General features: G+C 44.2%; 15 protein-coding genes. 1 reads left to right on the forward strand and 14 read right to left on the reverse strand.

The features are described from left to right. Positions 1-18: 18 nt before the first annotated feature. The 10 genes from KCTCHS21_RS26215 to KCTCHS21_RS26260 all read right to left on the reverse strand — a co-directional run bounded on the left by KCTCHS21_RS26215 (position 19) and on the right by KCTCHS21_RS26260 (position 13,080). Positions 19-1,317 (reverse strand): LLM class flavin-dependent oxidoreductase, encoded by a 1,299-nt coding sequence (locus KCTCHS21_RS26215; protein WP_130614966.1) that lies wholly within the window; start codon positions 1,315-1,317, stop codon positions 19-21. Positions 1,318-1,339: 22 nt separating this feature from the next. After that, positions 1,340-2,323 (reverse strand): ABC transporter ATP-binding protein, encoded by a 984-nt coding sequence (locus tag KCTCHS21_RS26220; protein ID WP_197726550.1) that lies wholly within the window; start codon positions 2,321-2,323, stop codon positions 1,340-1,342. An 11-nt stretch (positions 2,324-2,334) separates the two neighbouring features. Further along, entirely contained in the window at positions 2,335-3,348 is a 1,014-nt protein-coding gene (locus KCTCHS21_RS26225; RefSeq protein WP_130614970.1) for an ABC transporter ATP-binding protein, read from the reverse strand. A gap of 10 nt (positions 3,349-3,358) precedes the next feature. Then, complete coding sequence (locus KCTCHS21_RS26230; protein WP_130614972.1) at positions 3,359-5,038, reverse strand: ABC transporter substrate-binding protein; 1,680 nt, start codon at positions 5,036-5,038, stop codon at positions 3,359-3,361. Between the two features lie 43 nt (positions 5,039-5,081). Further along, a complete protein-coding gene (locus KCTCHS21_RS26235; protein WP_197726488.1) occupies positions 5,082-5,894 on the reverse strand; it encodes an ABC transporter permease in 813 nt (270 codons plus the stop codon). A gap of 26 nt (positions 5,895-5,920) precedes the next feature. Beyond that, positions 5,921-6,877, reverse strand: a complete 957-nt coding sequence (locus KCTCHS21_RS26240) for an ABC transporter permease (protein WP_197726489.1) — start codon at positions 6,875-6,877, stop codon at positions 5,921-5,923. An 11-nt stretch (positions 6,878-6,888) separates the two neighbouring features. Continuing rightward, positions 6,889-7,224 carry a 4Fe-4S binding protein gene (locus tag KCTCHS21_RS26245; RefSeq protein ID WP_130614977.1) on the reverse strand — a complete coding sequence of 112 codons (336 nt, stop codon included), beginning with the start codon at positions 7,222-7,224 and terminating at the stop codon, positions 6,889-6,891. Next, positions 7,221-8,804, reverse strand: coding sequence for an FAD-binding protein (locus KCTCHS21_RS26250; RefSeq protein ID WP_232057967.1), 1,584 nt, complete (start codon positions 8,802-8,804; stop codon positions 7,221-7,223). The genes KCTCHS21_RS26245 and KCTCHS21_RS26250 overlap by 4 nt, the downstream gene beginning before the upstream one ends. Positions 8,805-9,018: 214 nt before the next feature. Next, positions 9,019-9,630 carry a TetR/AcrR family transcriptional regulator gene (locus tag KCTCHS21_RS26255; protein ID WP_157994127.1) on the reverse strand — a complete coding sequence of 204 codons (612 nt, stop codon included), beginning with the start codon at positions 9,628-9,630 and terminating at the stop codon, positions 9,019-9,021. A 357-nt stretch (positions 9,631-9,987) separates the two neighbouring features. Beyond that, positions 9,988-13,080 (reverse strand): beta-galactosidase, LacZ type, encoded by a 3,093-nt coding sequence (locus KCTCHS21_RS26260; protein WP_232057968.1) that lies wholly within the window; start codon positions 13,078-13,080, stop codon positions 9,988-9,990. Positions 13,081-13,371: 291 nt separating this feature from the next. On the opposite strand from KCTCHS21_RS26260, the gene KCTCHS21_RS26265 reads away from it, so the two are divergent. Further along, positions 13,372-15,606: a helix-turn-helix domain-containing protein gene (locus tag KCTCHS21_RS26265; RefSeq protein WP_157994128.1), complete on the forward strand. Its 2,235-nt coding sequence runs from the start codon at positions 13,372-13,374 to the stop codon at positions 15,604-15,606. A gap of 61 nt (positions 15,607-15,667) precedes the next feature. On the opposite strand, the gene KCTCHS21_RS26270 is transcribed toward KCTCHS21_RS26265, so the two are convergent. The 4 genes from KCTCHS21_RS26270 to KCTCHS21_RS26285 form a co-directional block, all read right to left on the reverse strand. Continuing rightward, a complete protein-coding gene (locus tag KCTCHS21_RS26270; RefSeq protein ID WP_408621821.1) occupies positions 15,668-17,260 on the reverse strand; it encodes an extracellular solute-binding protein in 1,593 nt (530 codons plus the stop codon). 65 nt (positions 17,261-17,325) lie between these two features. After that, on the reverse strand, positions 17,326-18,216 hold the full coding sequence (locus KCTCHS21_RS26275) for a carbohydrate ABC transporter permease (RefSeq protein WP_130614987.1): 891 nt from the start codon (positions 18,214-18,216) through the stop codon (positions 17,326-17,328). Between the two features lie 15 nt (positions 18,217-18,231). After that, positions 18,232-19,155, reverse strand: coding sequence for an ABC transporter permease (locus tag KCTCHS21_RS26280; protein ID WP_130614990.1), 924 nt, complete (start codon positions 19,153-19,155; stop codon positions 18,232-18,234). A gap of 300 nt (positions 19,156-19,455) precedes the next feature. Continuing rightward, on the reverse strand, positions 19,456-24,735 hold the full coding sequence (locus tag KCTCHS21_RS26285; RefSeq protein WP_130614992.1) for a DUF2341 domain-containing protein: 5,280 nt from the start codon (positions 24,733-24,735) through the stop codon (positions 19,456-19,458). Between the last annotated feature and the right edge of the window lie 25 nt (positions 24,736-24,760).

Genomic DNA, 24,760 nt, shown 5'->3' on the forward strand with positions numbered 1-24,760 from the left:
AACCCCCTTTCAGCTATACTAAGACGGGCGCGTGAAACCGAGATTTTCCCGCAAAGTTCTGCCTTCATAAGTCGTTCGAAACAAGCCCCGATTTTGCAGCTCTGGAATCACCTTATCTACGAACACCTCTAATCCACTTGGAAGAAGCTGAGGCATAATATTAAATCCATCCGAAGCCCGGTTCTTAAACCATTTCTCCATGAAATCTGCCATTTCAAGGTAAGAACCCGTAAAAGTAAGATGTCCGTGTCCGCCGGCATCCCGATGGAGCAGCTGCCTGATCGTCATATTTTCCCGACGGACAGCATCCAGAATCACTTCTTGACGGCTTTTGGTTCCATTGGTCTCGTAACTCGAACTCGCTTCATTCAATGGAACGGGCCCGTCGAGTGGATACTTAGATAAATCAACAGCAAAGCGTTCTGACATTCGTTCCAGTGACTGCTTAAGATCAACATATGCATTCAATTCATTCTCCAAATCCCGGGCTTCTGCTGACGTCTCCGCTACAATCGGACTTAGGCCAGGCAAAATATGCAATTGCTCAGAATAACGTCCGTATCTCGACAATCTGGATTTTACATCGGCATAGAACGCGGCCGCTGCTTCGAAAGTTTGCTGTGCGGTAAAGATGAGCTCTGCGGTTGCCGCACCCAATTCCCTACCTCTGTCGGATGAACCGGCTTGTACAAGCACCGGATATCCTTGAGGTGGACGAGCGATATTAAGCGGGCCCTGCACAGCATACGTCTTTCCTTTAAAATTGATTTCGCGTATTTTAGTCTCATCGACCAGAATACCTGACTTTTTATTATAAATTAAGGCATCGTCCGCCCAACTGTCCCATAGCTGCTTCACTACTTCTACGAACTCTGCTGCAGCCTCGTACCGTTCCCCGTGTTCCGGATGTTCGTCCCGGCTAAAGTTACGAGCTGCTTCTCCGGCTTCCGCTCCAGTTACTATATTCCAGCCAGCTCTGCCTTCGCTAATATGATCAAGCGAGGCGAACTTACGTGCAACATGAAACGGTTCATTGTATACAGTTCCTACCGTAGCAATGAGACCGATGCGCTCAGTGACGGCGGCAAGTGCCGAGAGTAACGTGAACGGCTCCAATTTATTCGTTATGCCCGAATAGCCGTCAGCGATGAAGATCGCATCCATTAAGCCACGTTCGGCGGTTAATGCTAGCTTCTTCATATAATGAATGTTTAGCTCAAGATCCGGATAGGCTTCGGGGTGCCTCCAAGCTGCCTCGTGATGTCCAGTTCCTCTTAAAAATAAACTCAGATGAAGCTTACGTTCCGTTCTGCTCATATCAATATGCCTCTTTATCCCATTAATGTTGAACTAGCTCTTTCATATGGCAAGCCACATAATGCTCATTGCCGCGATCCAGCAATTCGGGCTCGAGCTTCATGCACAAGTCCGTACTGAATTCACATCTCGTGTGAAACCGACAACCCGATGGCTTATTCATAGGATTCGGGATATCGCCCGGCAATTTAATTCTCTCTCTTCTTACATCCGGATCAATCGAAAGCATAGCAGACAGTAAAGACCGAGTATACGGATGCGATGGATTGGCAAATACGGCCTCAACAGGACCGACCTCTACCAATTTCCCTAAATACATTACAGCTACTCTATCCGCAACATGACGAACAACTGCTAGATTGTGTGAAATAAACAAATACGTAAGCCTGAGTTCTTCCTGCAAATCATGGAGCAAATTCAGAATTTGACTTTGTATAGACACATCTAAGGCGGATACAGGTTCATCGCATACGATAAAAGCAGGCTGAAGCGCAAGTGCGCGTGCGATACATATACGTTGTCTCTGCCCTCCGGAAAATTCATGAGGATGCTTATGCAAATCAGCCTCACTCAGTCCAACTTTCTCCAAGAGCGCAATCACTTGCTTGCGTAAATCAAGCTCGGCGACCGTTCCATAATGCCTGATCGGTTCTGCAACCAGCTCGTATACGGTCATCCATGGATTGAGCGCACTGAAAGGATCTTGAAAAACAATTTGCATTTTACGGCGGTATTGCCCTAATTTACGCTCGGGAATATCGGTAATGGATTGACCTTCAAAACGCACATCTCCAGAAGTACTTTCTAATAGCCGCAGAATAAGCCGTCCTAAGGTCGATTTACCCGAGCCGGACTCCCCTACAATTCCTAGCGTTTCGCCTCGATAAATCTGCAGAGAAACATGATCTACTGCCGTTAAAGTATTTTTCTTGCGCGAAAATAATCGGTGTTCCTCATCAAAGCTTTTGTGAAGATCCCGTACTTCAACAATGATATCCTTTTCTATCTTCACTCGACTCAAGGCAATCGCCCTTTCGTGGAAGTGTCATATTCGTCCGTGCCGATCCAGCACCGAGTCCCTCTCTGTCCCTCAAATAAGCGATAGGCTGGCTCTTGCTGCTCACAAATCTCTCTTTTGGAGTCACACCGTGGGCAGAATCTGCAACCTGTTAGGCATTCATCGGGCTTCGGAATGGACCCTCGGATCATATGGAGTCTTTCTTTGAAGGGACCGATTTGCGGGATGGACGACAATAAGCCTTGTGTATACGGGTGTAGCGGATTTTTCAAAACGTCCCGAACCTTGCCCTCTTCAACGACCTTGCCTGCATACATAACAACGACTCGGTCGGCAATATCTGCAACCACTCCGAAATCGTGTGTAATCATCAGTATCGATGCATGAATTCGGTCCTTGAGATCCTTCAGAACATCAAGTATTTGTGCTTGAATGGTGACATCCAATGCCGTTGTCGGCTCATCCGCGATGAGCAATTGAGGCTCGCACAAGAGAGCCATGGCAATCATGACTCTCTGGCGCTGACCGCCTGACAGTTGAAAGGGATAGCTGGACAATCTGGATTGTGCTGCAGGGATGCCAACGAGGGTGAGACTTTCGACCGCTTTAGCCTTTGCTTCTTTCTTGCTCACCTTCTGATGAAGCTTAATGACCTCCATCAGCTGGCTGCCAATCGTCATCGCCGGATTAAGCGAGCTCATCGGCTCCTGGAAAATCATCGCGACATGATTACCCCGCAGCATACTCATGTCCTTCTCCGATTTGGTTAACAATTCCTCGCCATTAAATCGAATGCTTCCCGAGATGCTCTGGCTCACAGATTGAGCATGAAGCTTAAGAATACTCAAGGCTGTCACGCTCTTGCCGCTACCGGACTCCCCAACAATTCCCACCGTTTCTCCCTTGTCTACAAAGAATGAAACCCCATTTACCGCTGGTGCCAGGCTTGGGCGTGAATCGAAGCTCACATTTAGATCGGAAATCTCCAACAGATGTTGGTCCAGTTCACTCATGCTTGTCTCCTTATTGATTGTCTACCCATACATTCCAGTAGAACGGAGTGGAATAATTCACAAAGCCCTTCAGAGATTTTTGGGCAAGATGAAGTCTGGCATAATCGAAGGTGCGGATCCATGGAAGCGAGCTCCAGAATTCCTTATTCACTTCCTTCGATAAAGCATAACGCTTGGTTTGATCCGTCTCCACGAGCAATTTCTCGAATGCCGTTTCCATTTTCACTGCTAATTCATCATCCCAGTGAGAAATCCACTTGTCTGTTCCTAACCATGAAGCATACACTTGTGGATCCGGCTTCGGTACCTTGAAGCTTGCTAGATTTATATTCCACGACGATACCTGGTTCTTGTCCGCCAACTGCTTGCTAACCGTAGCGCCATCAAGCAATTGTACATCTACCTTGAAGCCAACTTGCTCTAGTTGCGCCTTTAACACGATTGCGCCGTCGCTATGCTGCTTATTTCCTCTGTCATTCAATATAACAATCGGTGTTCCATTGTAGCCGGATTTCTGCAAGTACTCCTTCGCCTTGTTCAAATCCTGCTGCTTGTATATGCCTTCCCCAGCATTTCCGTCATACCAGATCGTGCCCTCTTCGAAGAAGGAGGGGTTATAGTGCCAGAAATCCGCATTACCCACCATTGCCGTTGCAAGCTCTTCCAGATTAACCGCATACTGAACTGCATTACGTGCATCTAAATTATTGAATGGCGGCGTCCCGAGATTAAATGCAAGAATTCCTTGAAAACCAGGGGTTGAAACAATCGGTACTACGTTTTTATCCGTTTTGTAATTCGCGTATTGATCTAGCGATACATCATTAGCAAACTGGAATTCGTTCGTTTGTACACCTGCAACACGAACGGCAAGCTCAGGCACCGACTTGAACTCCAGCTCATCTACATAAGCAATCCGTCTACCTGAATAACCGGATGGTTCTTGATCCACTGGCACATAATCTTTATATTTCTTCAGTCGAAGAGAACGGTCTGGTACCCAATCAACAAATTCATAAGGACCTGTTCCAATATGCTCTAAAAGCACCTCATTACCATACTTCTCTACAAGCTCTTTCGGCTTGATCAGCAGCTTCTGGTTTGCAGAATTGGATGCAATGATCGAGCGAAATGGCGCAAAGGGCTTAGTAAATTTGAAATTAAATTCATATTTGCTGATAATCTCGAATTTATCGAAATAAGGCTCAACGATACCTCCAGCATCATTCACATCAAGCCAGCGGAGGAAGGAAGCTTCCACATCCTCAGAGGTCAGCTCTTTGCCATTGTGGAATTTAACCCCTTCACGGAGCTTGATATACAAGGTTTTGGAATCATCCCGATATTCATAGCTTTTCGCCAGATAAGGTACCGGCTCTTCCTTCCCGTCGAATTCAAATAATCCTTCATATACATGGGATAGAGCATCGTTAGTCAATGAGGTTGTCGTTAAGTCGGGATCCAGGTTTGCCGGATTTGCCGGCCACGCGATGACAATTTTACCTCCGTTAATAGGTTCACCCTTCGCCGCAGGCTCAGAAGCCTTCGGACTTGCATCAGAAGACTCTTGGCTCGGAGATTGGCTTGCTTCCGGTGCTTCGTTCGAGCTGCATGCACTCAATACGAGTGAAAGAATGAGCATTAATGATAAGAGCATTGTGAAGAACCTTGTTTTCTGTGGTTTATTCATGAATAAATCCTCCTAGTTTAAATGTAAGATGTACCTGCCTTCATTACCTTGTCTTCAGCTTAGGATCCAGATGATCCCTCAGCCCATCGCCTAACAGGTTTAATCCCAACACGACCAGCACGATTACAGTACCGGGTGCAACGGAGAGCCATGAGGCTACACCCAAGTAATCTCTACCCTCGCTAATCATTCCGCCAAGACTTGGTGTCGGCTCTTTAATGCCAACGCCTAGAAAGCTTAATGAAGCCTCTGCCAGTATCGCTGCCGCAAAACAAAAGGTAGCTTGAACAATAATAGCAGAACGACAAGCCGGTAAAATATACCGAAAGATCAAGTATATATTGCGAGCCCCTGCGGCTCTGCCGGATTCGATATATTCGAGCGACTTTACTGAAATCACGCTCGCCCTTACGACTCTTGCCATGCTTGGGATGTACGCAAAGGTTAGAACATAAATAATATTTTTGATTCCTGCACCCCAGAGCGCAGCGAGCGTAACAGCAAGTATAATTTCAGGAAAAGCCATCAGACCATCCAGTATGCGTGAGATAATCGAATCCGCAATCCGATAGAATCCAATAACTAAGCCCAAAGTTCCACCTAGCACAGTCGTTAGAAAAACAACTGCAAGACCGATGAACATCGATGCTCGCGCGCCATAGCATATCCGACTGAACACATCTCTTCCAAGTGCATCCGTCCCCAGTAAATGCTTAGCACTCGGCGCCTGCAGTCGTTCTTTCACTGCAAGGGCTAATGGATCAAATCGGGTGAACCATGGGGCAAACAGGGCCAATAGGACAAAGAAAATGATTATGAACGCACCGATAAAAAGATAAGCATGTTTTTTCTTCACCTTAGTCACTCCGCAGCCTTCGCCTGCTATTTATATTTCACAGTTGGATTAAAGAACGAATAACTGATATCGACCAAAAAGTTAACAATAAGATAGATAAGGGTGGAGAAGAGCATACAGCCCTGAATAATCGGATAGTCTCTTCTCGATATTGCCGTGATCGCCAATGCACCCGTCCCGGGAATATTGAAGATCGTCTCAATAATCCAGGTACCTCCTAGTAGTAGCGCCAAGCTAAAGCCAATAACCGTAACGATAGGGCTAAGCGCATTCTTCAAGGCATGAACTAGAATCACTTTATATTTGGGAATGCCCTTGGCATACGCCGTACGAATGTAATTCTGATTCAGTACATTCAGCATTGCGCTACGCGTCGTTCTAGCAATTAAACCGCTCTGTATGAGTCCCAGCGAGAATCCCGGCAGCAGCAAATATTTAATGACGCCAAAGCCCGTTTTCGCAATTGGCTCATATCCCGCAACGGGAAGCCATTGCAGCTTTACGCCAAATACTAATATTAATACTATTGCTATAAAAAAACTCGGAATTGAAACGCCAAAAACGGATACGACCATAGCGGACTGATCTACGACCGTTCTGTGTTTAACAGCAGCTATAATACCTAACGAAACTCCCATTACGACACCGAAGAACAATCCAACAGTAGCGAGCAGCAGCGTTGGCTCCAATCTGCTCACGATCGCTTCTGTAACCGGAGTTTGGTAATAAAGCGAATCCCCCAAATCCCCCTGCATGACATTCTGAAGCCACATGACAAATCGCATCTGAATTGGCTTATCCAGCCCAAGTCTCTCACTCATTTCCTGAACTTGTTTTTCCGATGCGAACTCGCCAACCATGACACGAACGGGGTCTCCAGGCATCAAATTGGTAATGAAAAATCCGATAACCGCACAGATGAAAATAATCGGAATCATAGCAAGTAATCTTCTTCTAGCGTAGGTTAACATCGCAATCCTCATCCGACTTAATATTAGGTGCTAAAATAGAGTCTCAACATGTGATAATTCGCATCAACTTCTTCACTTGTCTGCTTATCACGACGCCATTTAATTTGAGAACGATAGCTGCCAATGAGCCCAGCTTCCTCTAATTCATTGTAATCTACTGTCACGGACTCTTCCGCTTCGGGCGCCACATAGAGGGCATCTACGGGACAATATGCTTCGCACATAAAACAGGTTTGACAATCATCCTTCCGATTAATAATCGGTACTCCGTCTTTGACAGAATCGAATACTCTTGTTGGACAAATATCTACGCATTGATTACAGGATATACATTTCGATTCATTCAGAATCTCAATCAATGGAGCTTCAACTCCCTTCCAGGAACCGAGCTTGCCGGCTTCGTATAGAGCTGATCTAGCCCTCCGGTTATGATACTGTGTTGCTGTGCTGGATCAAGGTTAGGAAACTCATCCCGACGATGCATCCCCCGTGTCTCCGTCCTTGCTAATCCCGCTGTATACATCCATCTTGCCGTTGCAATCATGGAAGCCGCTTCTCTAGCCTTCACTAGCTGAGCAGGATCCGTTGACAGCTGTATCCCCTCTCTTAAGGCCTTCCAGGTCTGATCCAACAAGGTTAGAGATTGCTTCAGCTTGACTTCAGACCTAAACCAATTACGGTCCAAAGGAAACACTTGATCCTGAACTGTACGCACCAATTCGGGCACCAGCGATTCGATTGCTGTTCTCTTCTCGTTCTGCTTAAAGGGGGTAACAGACAATCCTTCACCTTGCCTTGTCGCTCCGGAACGGCTGATATTCAAGGCGTACTTAGCTGCAGATTCACCGGACCATTGCCCTGACGAAATTGCCCAAGCGGAATTATGGCTTCCTCCTCCGGTAAAGGCACCGCAGATCAGCTCCCGAGTCGCGGCATCTCCTGCTGCATATAGACCGGAAACCGATGTCGCGCAATCTTCACCCGTAATACGAATACCTCCCGTACCACGAACGGTTGCTTCAAGACGCAGGGTAATCGGAAACATTTGTGTAAATGGATCAATCCCCTTACGGTTAAAGGGAAGAAAAAAGGCAGGCTGCGCCTTCCGCATCCACTGCTGCATTTCCGGAGTCGCCTTATCCAGACGAGCGTACACAGGCTGATCAATCAGTGCCCTGGCTACCTGAGAACGTCCGAACTTCCCGCCCGCTCCTTCAATTTCTGTTCCATCCTCATAGTAGAAAGTAGCCCACGTATAATAAGCCGATTTCGTGACCGATGCAAAAGCAGGAGATATGGAGTAGGCATTAGAGAATTCCATGCCGGACATCTCTGCACCCGCTTCTGCTGCCATGAGATATCCATCTCCTGTGAGCACATTACAGCCTAATGATTTACTTAAGAAAGCACAGCCGCCTGTCGCAATAATCACTGCATTGGCCCGTACTTGCCAAGCTTCACCGGTAATCGTATGAACTCCAGAAGCTCCGCTTACTCCTTGCGAATCCGCGTGCAATTCCAATGCCGGACTATGATCAAGAATTTTCACTCTAGCTTTCTTCACATGCTTACGCATAAGACGCATATATTCCGGACCCGACAGACGCCCCCGAAATGATTGGCCGAACTCATCCACCTGAAAAGGAAAACCCCACTGATCAAGCAGATTCATATTCGTATACGTCTGCTCAATGACCCGTTCTGTCCACTTGCTATCAGCAAGATAGCCAGCTAGCTTCTCACGACCCGTTATGGCTTCCTGGCGTTTCTGAGGATCAGGAGGAACATACAGCACACTCGTTCCCGAAGCGGCTGTTGCCCCCGTACTCCCACAATAACCTTTGTCCGCTAGGATAACTTTGGCTCCTGCATTCGTTGCAGCTATAGCCGCCCAAGCTCCTGCCGGTCCGCCGCCAATGACAAGAACATCAGCTTCCAAGAATTTACCTCCCTTTGATTGAATTCATATATGATCAATAAAACAAACGTTTCCAGCAGTCTGGTCAACCAACCGATAAAACAAAGTATACACATTATTTTAGTCGGCTTTTAAGCATTACTGAATAAATATTTATTCAATAAGTTTATATATTGCATACTACAAGACAAATTATTCACTGTCAATACGTTATTTTAATACTGTTATATTCCATTCATAATCTTAAGTGAGCAGCTACAATCGTTTGAACAAAGTGATCTTCCGGAAGATGAACTTTAATATCTGTTCGACGCAAACGAAGCAATACAAATCCGCTTAACATAGAGTAGAACTCCAACGCCAGCTCATTCGTATCACCTTGCCTGAAAAGATTCGTTTTTTGACCTTCAGCTACAATCGAAACAACAGTATTAAAGTTTTCTTTCGATCGTTCGACGATATCAATTTTCTCGTCCTTCGTTACCATTTCAGACAACTGCATTTGCATTAAAAACAAAGTAATTTCTGCTATCTTATTATTTTCGTCCATGAATATCCGAACTAAATGCAAAAGCTTATCCTTAGCCGTTCCTGGCTGATTAGCAGCTTCCTTCAGCTGGTTACTGTAATTATGTTGCAATTGCTCGGTCAGCACCATAAACAATTGATGTTTAGATTCAAAAAAATTATAAATATGACCTTGCGTCAGGTTGGATTCCGTTGCAATATCGCTAATTTTCGTTGAACCGATTCCAAGTCTGACACCTAAGTTCAAAGCAGAGTCCAAAATCTGCTGTTTTTTTTCTTCACGTATTAATTGATCTCTCTTTATGTTTCTCGGTGACACTTTGAAAACCCCTTCTCTATTGAACGCTATTTCTCCGTCTTAATTAGTATAGCATAACCTACAAGCTGAATCATCATTTAGAGAGTGGAGGATTGAGAACGGAGGTAAAAACCGTCTCCAGCGCGGCTTTAGCGATTTGCCTTGAAGAGTAGATTCACTGAGTGTAGGCGTAAATGATAATCTTGACGTGTGCCTTTGGAATCGTGAAATCTCCTTGTTGTGTTTTACCCATTCAGATTTCACGATTCCAACAGCACCCGGAAGGAGATACTTCCCCGCAAAAACTATGATCGATAGACAAATAGCAAGAGGCTGCCCACAAAGTCACTTATGGGACAGCCCCCCAGATATACTTCCTTATTCAATTGAAACAATACGATTAATGAGAAAAGAGAATTCAATCCGCTGATTCGAAGGAATCAAGTATTCGTTGTGAACCGGAGCTCCCCAGCTATCATCCCCGCCAACACCCATTTGGCAACCGGATACCGTCAACACCGTGTAGTTAATATTCGGCAATTCCCAGCGATGTGTCGCGTTCTCGAGCTCAAAAGCCGTATAGGGAGAAACATTGCATTCCAGCGGCGCACTCGGTAACGCTTTTATTTCAATTCCACACCCATCGGCATTCGTTACACACAAGCGGCGCACACCTGTGCGATTGCCTGATTCTTGCGGTACGAGATAAGGCGTCGGCAGTTCAGTCACTTTACGCTTGAACGTACATAATCGGGCACCGCGGTTGCGGTCCACATAGTTTTCTTCCGGTCCCAACGCATACCATTCCGTCAGGTCGAAATGATCCGATAACCGCCACGACAATGCGAACGTCGGCAAGTCCGGCAATCCTTCCGCACCCTCATATACTGACCGAACGAGAATCGTTCCGTCGGCATTTACGGTATAATGCACAAAAACTCGAATTTGTGAGCTGCAGCTGAATTCATATTCGTAAGTAACCGTTGCACTGTTTGTAGTTTGACCTAATGTGACGCTAACGCATTTTCTGGCAATACTGGCTGCCAGCCATACTCCCGCATGGAACCCTAATGCGTAACCCTTATCATTATCGGTTGTAGCTCGCCAGAAATTCGGATATGGCGGTGTGGCGATCATCTCTTGATCACCGTAACGCAGAGAAATGATAGAGCCCGCTTGTTTCGAGAACAATACCTGGTATCCTTCTCCCCTTATACCAATATTCACATCGCCTTCTATAACACTCATTCGAGCAGGCTGCCGAACAGCATCGCCCATCTCCTTTTCATCAAGCCTGAAGATAAACTGGCCGAATGCAAGCTCATGCCCCGCTTTCGCCCAAGCATTGTCGGTCTTTAAGCGCAAAATGGCTTGAACGCAATACTCTCCCGTAGCTCCATGAACATCCGGCAGGCTGATTGCAATCCGTTTCTCACTCTGGGCCGCTACAGTAACTTCGATCATATTCGAATATATCTCAGTACCTTCCTTGTATAGACGCACGCACAACACACTGTCTGATGTATCGACAAACAAATTCTCATTCTTGACGAGTATTGCGTCTTGGCTCAGCTCCAGCTTGATGTTTTGATATAAATGCCTGACCTCTTGCATTTTCGGTGTGAGACTGCGGTCAGCAAATACGATACCATTGCCGCAGAAGCTGTAATCTGTCGGCCGATCATCGAAGTCTCCGCCATAAACCAATGATACTTCGCCCAACCGGTTCTTCTTGCGAAGAGCTTGATCGATATAGTCCCATATAAACCCTCCTTGATACATCGGGTATTTGCTTTCAAGCTCCGTATACTTATGAAGTCCTCCGAGGGAATTCCCCATGGCATGCATATATTCGCAGCTAATATAAGGCTTTTCAGGATCGCTCTTCAGGTAAGCCTCAATATCCGCCGGTTTAGCATACATACGGCTCTCCATATCACTCGTAGCATCATATGTCCGATTGTGAAAGACCCCTTCATAATGTACCAATCGGCTCGGGTCCGTTTCTCGAAAATAGTCGGAAACCTTGAGAATGACTTCTCCTGCATACGACTCGTTGCCGCACGACCAGATTAGGATCGAGGGGTGGTTTTTATCCCTCTCCAGCATGGACTGAGCTCGATCCATGACGATATTAAGCCATTCTGGTAAGCTGCCTGGAATGTTCCATGAAGGCTCAACAATGCCCATTTTCTGCCAAGACCCGTGCGATTCTAGGTTCATCTCATCGATGACGTATATACCATATTCGTCACACAACTCATACCATAGCGTCTGATTTGGGTAATGTGACGTTCTGACGGCGTTAATATTGTTTTGCTTTAAGATAACAATATCCTTCAGCATATCCTCACGTGTGATGGCTCGACCTCTATCGGGGTTGAATTCATGCCGATTTACACCCTTAAAGACGATTCGTTGACCGTTGAGTAGCATAAGCTTGTCCTTTATTTCAAAGCGACGAAATCCAACCTTCTGAACGATGGCTTCAACCACGTTACCATTTGGGTTTTTAACGGATATGCATGCCCGGTAGAGATAGGGATGTTCTGCACTCCATGCCGTAAGATTACGGAGTGACATGGACAGCGTCAGCTTATTTGAGGTGAAACGCCCTTCGCATGCGCCAACATCGTTCCCGTTCACATCAATGAGACGTATTTGAGCAGAAGCTCCAATCGACGGCATTAATAGTTTCAAATCAGCTTCAAATGTTGCGTCAGTTAGGCTGTCACCTAACTGGGCACGAATGTGGAGATCCTGGATGTGCACCTCGGGTACCGTATATAAATAAACGTCGCGGAATATACCCGAAAGCCGCCAAAAGTCTTGATCTTCGAGCCAGCTTCCAGTACTTCGCTGGTACACTTCAACTGCCAGCTTGTTGTTTTTGGATTGAATGTACGGGCTTAAATCGAACTCCGAAGGCGTAAAGCTGTCTTCGGCATACCCGACGAAGCTGCCATTCAGCCATACGAAGAAGGCAGACTCCACACCCTGAAAGGAAACGAAAACGGGTTTATTGTCCATGGAGTTAGGTAAATCAAAGTGCTTTACGTAGCTGCCAACAAGATTAGCCTTAGGGACTTGTGGGGGGCGAAGCTGTTCTAATCCATCCCATGGATACATCGTATTGACATACTGAGGCTTGCCCCAGCCCTGCAATTGAATATGTCCAGGCACCTCGATGTCGTCCCATCCTCGACAGTCGTAATCAGCGAGATAAAAGGACGACACTCTCTCCTCTGGCGTTCCGGCAAAGCTAAACTTCCACTTCCCATTAAGATACTGACGCATAGTCATCTCGATGTTAAGCTGTGCTTCTTCCATCGTGTCATAATAGCGATGATCAGAGTGAGCATCCAATCGATTGACTCGATAAATACTAACATCCTCCAACCACTTAAGCTCCGGCTTCGAAAGGTCACTCATCGTCTCCACAATCATTCCTCCGTGTTTCTGGTTGTACATCTTTCCTCAACATACACCGGAGAACGACTCCGTCATAGCGTACTTTAGGAGCTTATGTGAACGGAATGGTCATATTTTGACCGTAAATTAGGACCCTATATGAACTTTTTTGCCATCATATCCGCCCTAATAAAGAAACAACAAAAAAGTACACAGCTAACCAATCTATCCAGTCGAACATAGCAATATAATTCAAACACTGTTCTGAGTTATACTTTTCGGCTTGCTTTAAGCAAGGATATAATGAGACGAGATATACAACTGAACTTTTGTGCCCAGGGGGACATACGAATGTTATTCCATAAGCTTAGACGAAACGGCAAATTATACGTCAAGCTGTTGCTCAGCTTCGCTGTAGCGATTGCCACAATAATCATCGTAACTTCATCATTTTACTTCTTCAGCTACTCACGATTGTTACAATTTGAAGCTTATGAAACGGATTTAATGAGCTTAAGAAGCACAAGTAAAGCCGTTGAAAGTACGACGGATAGCGCCCAATCTCTTTCTTTTCAGATTTATAGAAATAGCTCCATTTCAAAATTGCTTCTATATGACAAGCCAAACGGATTTGATATACAAGGCGGTATGATTGACCTCAGCAACTATCTTTCATCGATTCCTTATATAGAATCCATATATGTCTATAATCCTAAGCTTGATCAGTTTTTCGCGGTATCCCGGCAAGGCGATAACGGCATCCTTACTCGAGATGAGTTAGTCGATAACGAGCTAATTGATATTTTAGATCAATTCCAAAACTACAGCGCCTTCAATCCAATACCACGTAGCTATAAAATAGACAGGAATAGTAATGAAACTATTCCGATCTATACCTATCTTTGTTACGAAGCCATTAACTTCGATCGAAAAATAACATCTGCTGTTATCGTTAATGTCTCCGCAAACTGGATAAACAAAGAGATTGGTAGCGGTGTCCTGCCTGGACCAGGTAAAACATACATCATGGATGACCAAAATCGCTTAATGTCTGCAGATAATTTGGAGCCCTTAAACATCCAAGAAGCCAGTACCGATGTTATCAAATTGCTCTCTGAGGGGACAGATACAGCATATAAAGTGGCTAATATTAATGGAACGAAATCACTGGTCTCCTATACATCTTCAGACCGATTTGCATGGCATTACATTAGAATTACACCGTACAGTTATATTACGGAGAAAATCAAAGCTGTTCGTGATATAACCTTACAAATCGCCGGAGGCGTTCTATTAGGCGGAATACTACTTGCTTTATTGTTGTCCAGGTATTTATATGTGCCAATCAATCGGATGGAAAAGCGGGTAAACGTTCTAGAATTCGAAAGACGGGAAAGCAGCTATACGCTTCGGCAAAATGCTTTAAGGAAGCTGCTCCAAATCCATTATCTCGACCCTGCAGCCCAGCAAAACAAACTAAAGTTACTTGGCGTTTCGTTTAATCTTAATGTCCCATTCCGTATAGCTTATATAAAAATCGATCAGTATGACAAACTAAAGACACCTGACATTCTAACTTACAAGTTCGCGATTATGAACATAGGCTCTGAAATCGGATCAAAATACTATACTGTCGAAACGGTGGACGTAGATGACGACGGTATTCTTCTTCTCTTGAATACGTTACAAGGTAATGAACCCACCGATCCGGAGTGGCTTAGACCTATGCTGGGCGAGATTCAGAAAGTATGCATGGAATATTTCCATATCAGCCTTACGATCGCCGTAAGTCCCGTAGTGCAAAACCCTTCGCAATTACATACGACTTTCAAAGAAGCTAAAGCAGCTTCGTTACGACGTTTCTTTTTCGGATACGGACTCGTTTACCATATGGCTGATCTCAATCATTTGCCTAGTCACGAGTATGCATTTCCGTTAGAAAAGGAAAAGAAAATGACTAGTGCTCTGATGGCAGGTAAAGTGGACGAAACAAAAGCTCTGTTTATAGAAATCTTGAAAGATACTAAAGATTACCCTTATTCTGTTGTGGAATCTGCGCTTACGCACATTTCGAACACTTTAACGAATGTACTCAACGAAATTCAGAAGAATGCATCCATTCAGTTTGACATCAGTATGAAGCCCCAAGCATTGGAGATATTGAAAAGTGAAACGCTGGATGAAGTCGCCATAGAATATTTCAAAATATTTGATGAAGTGAAGTCGACCTTAGTTGATAAAAGATCGAACAAAGTCGAGGACCTGATTCGAAGGATTAATGAAATCATTGATTTACGATATCCGGATCCCAACTTAAGCCTAAATATGATTGCTGACGAATTGAACCTTTCCACTTACTATATTAGCCGCGTATATCGTCAACAAACGCTTAAATCAATCTTTGATGTCATTAATCAACTCCGGATGAACAAAGCGAAAGTGCTGCTTTTGGAAACAAACAGCTCCATTGCGGAAATTGCAGAACAAACCGGCTATACAAACAGCTCTTATTTCCATCGATTGTTTAAGAAATTTAATGGCGTTACACCTTCAGACTACAGAAAAGCACATGAAGAATCGAATTGAAGTGACAGTTCAACAAAAAGGATTGGGCATTCGCCCAATCCTTTTTGTTAAACCATTTGCGTTATTTGATACCTTGCTCCTGAAGATAAGCGAGCCATTGTTTCTTATACTCTTCTTGCACCTTCTCCAGACCAGCTTGATTCGCTTTACTCATAAACGTTTTTAGACCGTCTTCTACATCGTCAATACGTCCAGCGATTAGAGGCCACAGGTACTGCTTAGCAACCTGCTCAAGGGCCGCTCTCTCTGCTTGGTATTCCGTGTAGTTTTCTGCAAAGCCAGTGTAAATGTCCGGTTTCTCGATTTTATCCAGCTCTTTGAAGATTGCATTAACGCCATCATATGAAGCTGGAAACAGCATATACTCAGGATTACGCCATGCCCAGCCGTGCATTCCTTCTCGAGGGAAGCCGCTCGCAGACTCTTCGCCGATCGTTTCATAATAACCATTTTCAACTTTGTAGTTTACGCCTTCAAAGCCGTATTGTGTAAGCAAGTTGTACCGTTTGTCAGTAACCATTTTTTCGTAGAACGCGAGTGCACGTTCTGGATTTTTGCTAGCTTTCGGAATAGCAAATCCGTTATGGATTGGATGTACCGGAGTTGCATAGCCTTTTGTCAGTGGGAATGGATAGTATTCCAGCTCCCAATCAGGATGCGCCGCTTTCATTTTTGTCAGTATTTCATTAAAACGATTCGGGTTGTCTCCAAACATAGAGGCAGCTGTTCCGTTAATGATTTTATCCATCTGAATAATATTTTGCTCATTCAACACGTTCTTGGAGAAGTAGCCTTTATCCATCCATTTCTTGAACAGCTTCAAGTCCTCAAGCTGCTCCGGGGAACCCCAGTATGATGTCATGTTCGTTGGGTCGTCATACGTTGCAAACATACCATAAGGCACTTGCCCGACTTCATTACGAGCGATTTCAAGCAACATATTTTGCAGAGAATCCTGAACGCCGGCGCCGATTGCGACCGGTTGAATATTAGCTTCGTTTTTCTTAATTCCCTCTAAGTAAGCTTCGAAAGAAGGAACATCTACAGGCTTAGGAAGGTTATATTTTTTCCGAAGATCTTCCCGCCATACAAAGCCATTAGTTACATACTCTTTGTATGTTGCAGGTACCGTGTAGATTTTCCCGTTAATGCGAACTGCGTCCCACATATTCTGAGGTACAAGCTCTTGTAGCTTAAGGCCTGCTTTAGGAAGTAAATCATCAAGAGGTAAGAATGCTCCCATCTTCGCATACGATTGGTATTGCGTCCAATCCGCTGTAAAGATCAGATCGACAGGTTGGCCGGTCGAGAGCATCAGCTTATACTTTTGATCCCAGTCTGTCCATGTCGTAAAGTTGAATTTAACCGTAACATTAAGATCTTCTTCAGCCATTTTATTGATTTCATCTTGAACCTTCTTCAGGTCTCTCGGAGCATCACCTAACATCCAGAATTCAAGGTTTACATGCTTGGAGATATCCAACCCTTCCGGTGTAGCCGGAGCAGTTGCCGATTCCGTCGAAGCTGGAGCCGGGTTAGTTGCTGCAGTCTCGTTGTTGTTTTTGTTGCCACTGCATGCTGCCAAAGCTACGATTAACATGGATAAAATAATTGCCAGTCCAAGCCATTTACTCGTTTTCTTGTACATTTGAATCCTCCCTTTTCTAGTAATAGTGCTTATATGTCAGTCTTCCGGATCTTAACCCGGAAGAGGCTAACCTAACCTTTTACGGCTCCGATTGTCAGTCCTTTTACGAAGTATCGTTGGATAAAAGGATAGAGGAACAGAATCGGACCGATGACGACGATTGACATCGCCATCTTCATAGATTCGGTTGGTACTCCACCTGATAAAGATACTCCTCCACCCCCGAACGTTGCCAAGAAGCTCGCAGTGTTCATGATGTTATAGAGGTAAAACTGCAGCTGGAATTTCGAACTATCGTTAATGAACAGTGCTGAAGAGAACCAATCGTTCCAATAGTTCAAAGCCAAGAATAATCCTACCGTTGCAATTCCAGGAAGCGACAAAGGCAAGACGATTCGATAATAAATTTTGAAGTCACCTGCTCCATCGATTTTAGATGATTCAACAATCTCATCCGGTATAGTCGATTTAATGAAGCTTCTCATCAGAATGATAAGGAAAGGTGTCATTAAACCAGGAAAGATCAAAGCGTAATAAGAATCACCGAACTTAAGATACTTCGTCATTAGGAGGTACCAAGGCACCAAACCACCGCCAAATAACGTCGTAAAATAGATAAAGAAGGAAAAGAAATTCCTTGACTTAAAATCCTTTCGTTGCAACACATAACCAGCCATAGTCATTAAAAATAAACCGGTAGTCGTTCCTACAACTGTTGTGAAAATCGTCACACCGTATGCGCGTAAAATCTCTTGTGGAAGCTCGAATATTATTTTATACCCATCCAAAGTGAAGTCTCTTGGAAGAAAGTGGTATCCTGAGGTTATTAGGGACTCATTACTCGAAAACGATCCCGATAATATTAACAAAAAGGGCAAAACGCAAAATATGCAGCCTAGAATTACAACAACATAAGCAAGCAGTTTAAACCACTTCGCGGAACTATCATCTCTTACTTTCATCAGTCATTCTCTCCCTTAGAACAGTGAATAATCGCGATTCAACCTGCGAATAATTCCATTAACCGTAATTATTAGAATGAATCCAAAGATAGATTGATATACACCCGCAGCTGTAGCCATACCGAAGTCGAATGTTACTCGAAGAGAACGGTACACATAGGTGTCGAGAATATCAGTTGTACTGAATAGCAGCCCGTTGTTACCAACCAATTGATAGAATAAATCAAATTGCCCCTTCATGATGGAGCCAAGTGCGAACAGAAGAAGGATAACGAAAGTCGATTTCAGCATTGGTAGCGTGATATGTCTAGCCCGTTGAAACATATTCGCACCGTCTATTTTCGCCGCTTCATAGTAGTCATCACTAATCCCCGTAATAGCAGCAAAATAGATTACCATGCTATAGCCAACGTTCTTCCATAAATAAAAGATAATAATGATTGCAATCCAGAGATTAGGCTGGCCATAAATATCGATAGGTTCCATACCAAGTGACTTAACTACCGTATTCAGTACGCCTCTTTCATAATTGAACAAGTTGAACACGATAACACTCAGTACGACGAACGAAACAAAGTACGGCAGAAACAAAACCGATTGGGATATCTTCTTAAACCACTTCCCGCCGACCTCACTGAGTAAAATGGCCACCAGTATAGATAAGCCATTTCCTAAGAAAATAAAAACAACGTTGTACCCGAGCGTATTTGCTGTCAGCTCTAATAGTTTGCCTGATTTCCATAAAAACTCGAAATTCTGAAAACCTACGAATGGTGCATCGAATAATCCACTGTTAAAATCAAACTGAATGAACGCATAGTATACGCCAACCATCGGTGAGTAATTATTAATTAGAAAGAACACAATCGTTGGCAGTAACATTAGAACGAGCACTTTATTTTTTGCTAGATCCTGAAAAAATCCAGATATCAATCTCATTCGTTCTCTCTGACCTCCTCATTTGCCATAATCCATTATTCGTGGTGACAAATCTAAATATAGAGAAGATCTTCCAACACGAGTAGTGAAAATCTTTATTGTCTTAGTAAAAAGGAGTAGTTTCTGCTGTGAACAATGTGGTTTTTTATGTACCAGTTCGTTAAAACCGCAAATCAATGTCGCTTTCTACATCGAATCGGGTAGGAAAATAGGCAATAAAAAAACACCCCTAGAATCGTTAAAGTTCACGATTTCATAGGGGTGACATCATACTAATTTTTGCAACAAGCTAAAGATAGGTTACTTGTGAAATAAAATATTGTGTATCGCCTGCGTTGTCTCAGCGCGGGTCGTATTCTCCTTCGGAGAAAACTTACCATTCTGACGGCCTTTAAGTAAGTTAAGCGAGACCGCCGATTGAATGGCATCCTCTGCCCATCCACTTATTAATGCTTTATCTTGAAATTTGCTGCCTTGTTTGATTCCAGTTAAGCTTCCTTTACTAATGACCCATGCACGCATCAGCATGACAGCCATTTCTTCCCTCGTAACAAGAGCTTCGGGGGCAAATTTGTTGTTGCCAATCCCCTGGATAATGCCCGCTTCGCTAGCCGCCGAAATTGTATCTGCATACCATAAGCTATCCGGAACGTCCTCAAAGCGTATTTTTCCTGATGGCTTTATACCAATGGCGCGTGTAAGCAACACTGCAAACTCGGCACGAGTAACCTGTTTGTTTGGGTGAAAGTCTGACGGTTCATCCCAAGCGTCAAGTGGTTCAATATGAAGGTCGTCGAACAAATGTCTGGCAGCTATATCGCCTACGACTTCATTTGCCCAATGCTGTTTCATGTTAGCATAAATCGTATTATACTCCAGAACCATATATGTCCCTCCGCCTGAAAGCTCAAAGACGGCTTCGGATGAGCTAATGGAGCTATTAGCTGATTGAAATTGCCATTCCCCATCCTCTGTTAAGTGATAAAGTCCCAATCTCTTATTATTTATGTTCGAAACGAGAGGCAGATCATTGGATTTCAGTGGCAGCGGTAAATATATTTTTGCCTTTTGACCTGATTTCGCCGTTAAGGCTGCTACGTTAACACCAGATGCCAGCTTTATTCCTTCTGGTGTATCCCAATCCAGATGTATCATATAGGAGGATGGCCGCACATCATAAGCGCCGGTTGTATCCATCCGCTTCAACCACCACATTAAATCGTCATCCCATACTTTATAAGATAAAGATATCCTTTGTTCCTCAGAGGTCTGGGAAGGATCGACAGCTGGAATTGAACCGGCAGGAAACCGGATTTTCCCCCAATTATACTTAATATCCAAATCAGCACCTGCCAATGGCTTGGATACTGTGTATGGTATCTCTATCCTTTCTTTCTCCCGTTCTGCTAGTATTGTTACCGCTCCTAAGCTGCCTGCTCCAATTATTTTCGTTGGATCGACTTTTTGGATCATCGATTGATCAATGTCTGTTCCTGTTCCAGGCGATCCACTGCCGCCATTCCCAGGATTGTTACCAACGTTTCCAGGTCCACCTCCGTTATGGCCTGATGGTAGAGGCAACACTTCCACTTCAATACTCGTTTCGAGTCCTTCATAAATAGCTTTAATATAGGTTTTTCCAGGTAACTGTGCAGTGACCAGCCCCTTATCATTTACCGATGCTACTGTATTAAAGCTGCTTGTAAATTGTACGCCATCCTTAATTAGCTGCGGAGGTGCACCATGACTATACTGGCCAAAAACGTTTAATTGATCTGACTCTCCCACTTTTAAAGCTGGTCTCCCGGTAATTGTGATGGATTGCAGCTTGGGGATAGGTGTTACCTCATCATTGGCTTGGACGACGAACGTCACACTGCTTTTAAGATTGTGATAGGTTGCCGAAATAGTCGTCTGTCCTACTGCTAGAGCTTTGACAAGACCCGTTTGCTCATCCATAAGAGCCACTTCAGGCGATGAGTTGTGCAGTATTAACCCTTCAACAGCAGGTGAACTCCCATCAAAAAGCGTTACAGTATGCTGATCGCTGTATACGGCAGTTATTACTGATTGCCGTTGTTCTCCTATTTTTACTGGAGCTAATCCGCTTAGCCTGATATATTCCAAGGTCGGCTCTTGCGACAGCTCTTCCCTTACCGTCAAGAGGTACGAACCTGAAAGGGTTCCTACTGTTGCCGTAATAACGGTATCTCCTACTGCATTCGCTTTAATAGTGTTATTGCTTTCAATCGAAGCAACCGACGGATTGCTGCTGGTAATGGCAAAGCCCTCAACCATTTTCGTACTGCCATCTGTATAGTTAGCTTGGATGGCATAGCCTAAGCTACTGCTTCCCGCCCCCTCTACTGATTGGGGTCCGATTATATCGCCTATCTTCATAGGTGCCAGCCCTGTTATTTGGATCGACTGCATAATAGGCTCGATAATCAAGAGAGCTTTCTCTTCAAGCTTAGCTTCATTGCCGTTAGCATCCTTGGCTACTGCATACCAAGTATATTCCTTATTATGCTCCAAATTCGGCCATTCGTAGGTTGCTTTTCCATTAGCCTCATTGGCTGGTATTGTTCCAAGTAATTTTATCTTGCTGCCCTTAATTTGAATATAATCCGTAGCTAGTTCAGTAGGATGTGGATCCGTATAAAGCGGCATCGTGAAAAACTCAGCTTTTTCCTGAAAGAATCCGTAATTATCATCGGTAATCGGCGAATAGGGAACCATATTAATTTCCCCGTCTTTTACATTGAAATATAACATTCTGAAATAGGCTGCTCCGCCCATTGCTGTATCCTGATAATCCTGTAGCAATTCATATACAACCTTTCCACCAAGCCTCTTAACATTAGAATAGGAGGCTTGACTGTGCCCAGAGATCACCATGAATATATTTGTATTCTTAACTACGATTGCATCCCTTAACGCTTTTCCACTTGAATCGTATTCGTTCTCCCCAGCTTCACGGCCGAGGTCATAGTTCAAATACCCGTGTACAGCAAGAATGGCCTTGCGATCCTTGTGCTGCTCCAAAACCTGATTAGCCCATGCTAAGCTGCTAGCCTGATTAATGCCGTTCCAACCGACATATAGGATAATAAAATCAATACCACCTGCGGTAATAAGATCATAATGATGCTCGTTATTGTTTATTTGTCCTCCATATTGTGGTTTATTCTTGAACCGATGCTCACCAAAATAGGAGAAATAACTGCTGCTTAAATCATGATTTCCCTGTAAAACTCCATAGGGAATATTCGCATCATCTAGAATCTGCATGCTTTCATTGGCATTTCTCCATTGTCTTGTGTCACCTGCATTGTCCACAATGTCTCCCGTATGCATAACATATTGAAGCTTTTGTGCGTCTTTGTTATCTGCAAGCCATTGTGTTATCCGTTTGTAGGCATAGGGAAATTTATCAGATTCATGCTGTGTATCCGACATCCATGCAAACGAAAAATCATATTCGTCGGACGAAGGATTACGTCCAGGTAGCATCGTATCTGGCTGAGTCGCAGCAACGTATAGCTTAGCTATTTTGTTTTTCACCATGCTGCTTTTATCCAGCTTGCCAATTAACTTGAAATCTTTATTGTTGCTATTGCCTACTTGTGACGCAATCTGAATCCATTTGGAAGTATTATAATTCCAAGCATATAACATAATCTGTTCTTTGGAATGTCCTTCCCAGACTACCTCAAGCTCATCCATCTGCGAAATATCATCGTTTATAGTCATTTCAAACCGCTGATACGGGTAGTTCCACAAAGATTTAGTGGTATAGTAGGATTGGTCCGCTGCTTTGATAAGTTCAGAAGCAATGGGGACTGCTGTACCCTCCCCTGCATTTGTGGGCGGAATTTTGGCATCTGACTGTTCGTAAATCCCATCCGTGACGCTTTTTGTACTGAAATCCTTTACCATTTGAGTGGATTTCTCGTAAAATCTGACATCAATTGTTTCTCCAGTTGGCGAATAAGTAGATACTCTAAGGGGCGCTGAGCTCTCTCCCTGCACAAGCGAGCCCGTCTCTTCATCAGCTATTATAGATGGCGACATCTTCGAGCCATCGATTTGGAATGTAATCACCTTACTCTCTTTTTCCAACGGATCAGTTAGGGAAGCTGCTTCAATTCCCAGTGTATGGACACCACTCTTCAATCCATTCAGCATAGACTGGAAACCGTCCATTTCGTTGTTCAGCTCAAGCCATGTGCCACCATCCAAGCTGTAGCTAATCTTGGCTGGTTGGTTAGTTATGCCGGCTATAGTTAAATCTGGCGTATAATAGACGGCTTCTTGCTTAGGCTGCTGTATTGTCAATACAAGCGAGCTCTTCACCTCTGTCTTGCCTTTCACAACAAATCCACTTTGCTTGCCCATACTGCGATATTCGGCATTAATCCATGCTGCACTGCGTGATGTCTTGGATACTTTAACCTCATCAACACCACCACGGAAGGCTCCGCCATTCTGAAAGCTTGCGTCAGAAGCTTTACTGATGGTTAGCGGCGTTGTTGCCGAGCCGGTTGTTGTAATTAAAGAGCCAGCGCGCGTTGCTGTATTAACCAAAGCACCATTACAATAGAACTTTAAGTTATCCGTTGGTTTCGTTTTATCATAGGTTAAGGTAAGGTACGTCCAATCCTTCGTCACATCGCAAGCTACCAATTCAGCTCCCGTCGCCTTTCCATTAACCGCTGAATCTGTACTGTCCGTAAACAGGTTTGCTATCCATTTACCTGCGGACAGCTTAAGCACGTAAGCGTCATTTACGCTTGCAGTGCCGCGTACTCTTGATATTAAATTCGCACTGAGTGTTGTAAATTCATACTCATTAGCCCGCGCCCAAGCTGAAATCGTAATTTGACCTTCACCATCTCCAACGTTTCCATTTTTTGCTCTTACGTACCCACGATGGCTTTCATAGTAACGCCCCACCATATTGTAGGGATCCTCTTTGCCTTCAATGGTGTAAGAAACCCCACTATTACCGGCACCTATCGTATTGCGCAAACCCGTATTATCGTTTGAGGTTGAATCTGAAAACTGTTTAACCCTTTCCGCCTTGGCAAAATAATCCTCAATCCGTTCGCCGAAATGATAGACTAACAGGTAATTAGGATCCCATACCTTTTTCGCCTGTGAATCTACTAATGTAGTTCCCCCGTAGTATAGCCAAATCGCATCCTGGTCGGAAGCAGCGCCAATGAAAGGAACCTGCACCCAGACAATGCTTTCATCCTTAACGTTCCACTTTTCAACCTCATAAGGAAGCTGTTTTGTTTGATCATTGCTATAAAATTTCAGATCACTTTCATTAGTCACCTTATAATCAATCATCGAGGAATCAAGTCGAATGGGCACTGAGAAATTAGTCAAGTTCTCTGTACCTACCAAATTATCAAAGTTCAGTTTAATTCGGTAATTTCGATCTGGGTCCTGCCACTGCGACGGTACTGGAGCTTCTGCTGCGCGGGCAACCTGCTGTAATGGAAGCGACAGCAGCAACTCGCACAATAGAAGCAGCGCCAATACTAACGAACAACTCTTTCTTAATCGCATAAATAAGTGCACTATAATCGACTCC

The sequence above is a fragment of the Cohnella abietis genome, from assembly GCF_004295585.1.
Taxonomy (GTDB): domain Bacteria; phylum Bacillota; class Bacilli; order Paenibacillales; family Paenibacillaceae; genus Cohnella; species Cohnella abietis.

Excerpts from the sequence above, each read along its gene's own strand:
- KCTCHS21_RS26215 (WP_130614966.1), bottom strand. The coding sequence starts at position 1,317 with ATGAGCAGAACGGAACGTAAGCTTCATCTGAGTTTATTTTTAAGAGGA.
- KCTCHS21_RS26260 (WP_232057968.1), bottom strand. The coding sequence starts at position 13,080 with ATGTACAACCAGAAACACGGAGGAATGATTGTGGAGACGATGAGTGAC.
- KCTCHS21_RS26275 (WP_130614987.1), bottom strand. The coding sequence starts at position 18,216 with ATGAAAGTAAGAGATGATAGTTCCGCGAAGTGGTTTAAACTGCTTGCT.
- KCTCHS21_RS26265 (WP_157994128.1), top strand. The coding sequence starts at position 13,372 with ATGTTATTCCATAAGCTTAGACGAAACGGCAAATTATACGTCAAGCTG.
- KCTCHS21_RS26225 (WP_130614970.1), bottom strand. The coding sequence starts at position 3,348 with ATGAGTGAACTGGACCAACATCTGTTGGAGATTTCCGATCTAAATGTG.
- KCTCHS21_RS26280 (WP_130614990.1), bottom strand. The coding sequence starts at position 19,155 with ATGAGATTGATATCTGGATTTTTTCAGGATCTAGCAAAAAATAAAGTG.
- KCTCHS21_RS26285 (WP_130614992.1), bottom strand. The coding sequence starts at position 24,735 with ATGCGATTAAGAAAGAGTTGTTCGTTAGTATTGGCGCTGCTTCTATTG.
- KCTCHS21_RS26230 (WP_130614972.1), bottom strand. The coding sequence starts at position 5,038 with ATGAATAAACCACAGAAAACAAGGTTCTTCACAATGCTCTTATCATTA.
- KCTCHS21_RS26240 (WP_197726489.1), bottom strand. The coding sequence starts at position 6,877 with ATGAGGATTGCGATGTTAACCTACGCTAGAAGAAGATTACTTGCTATG.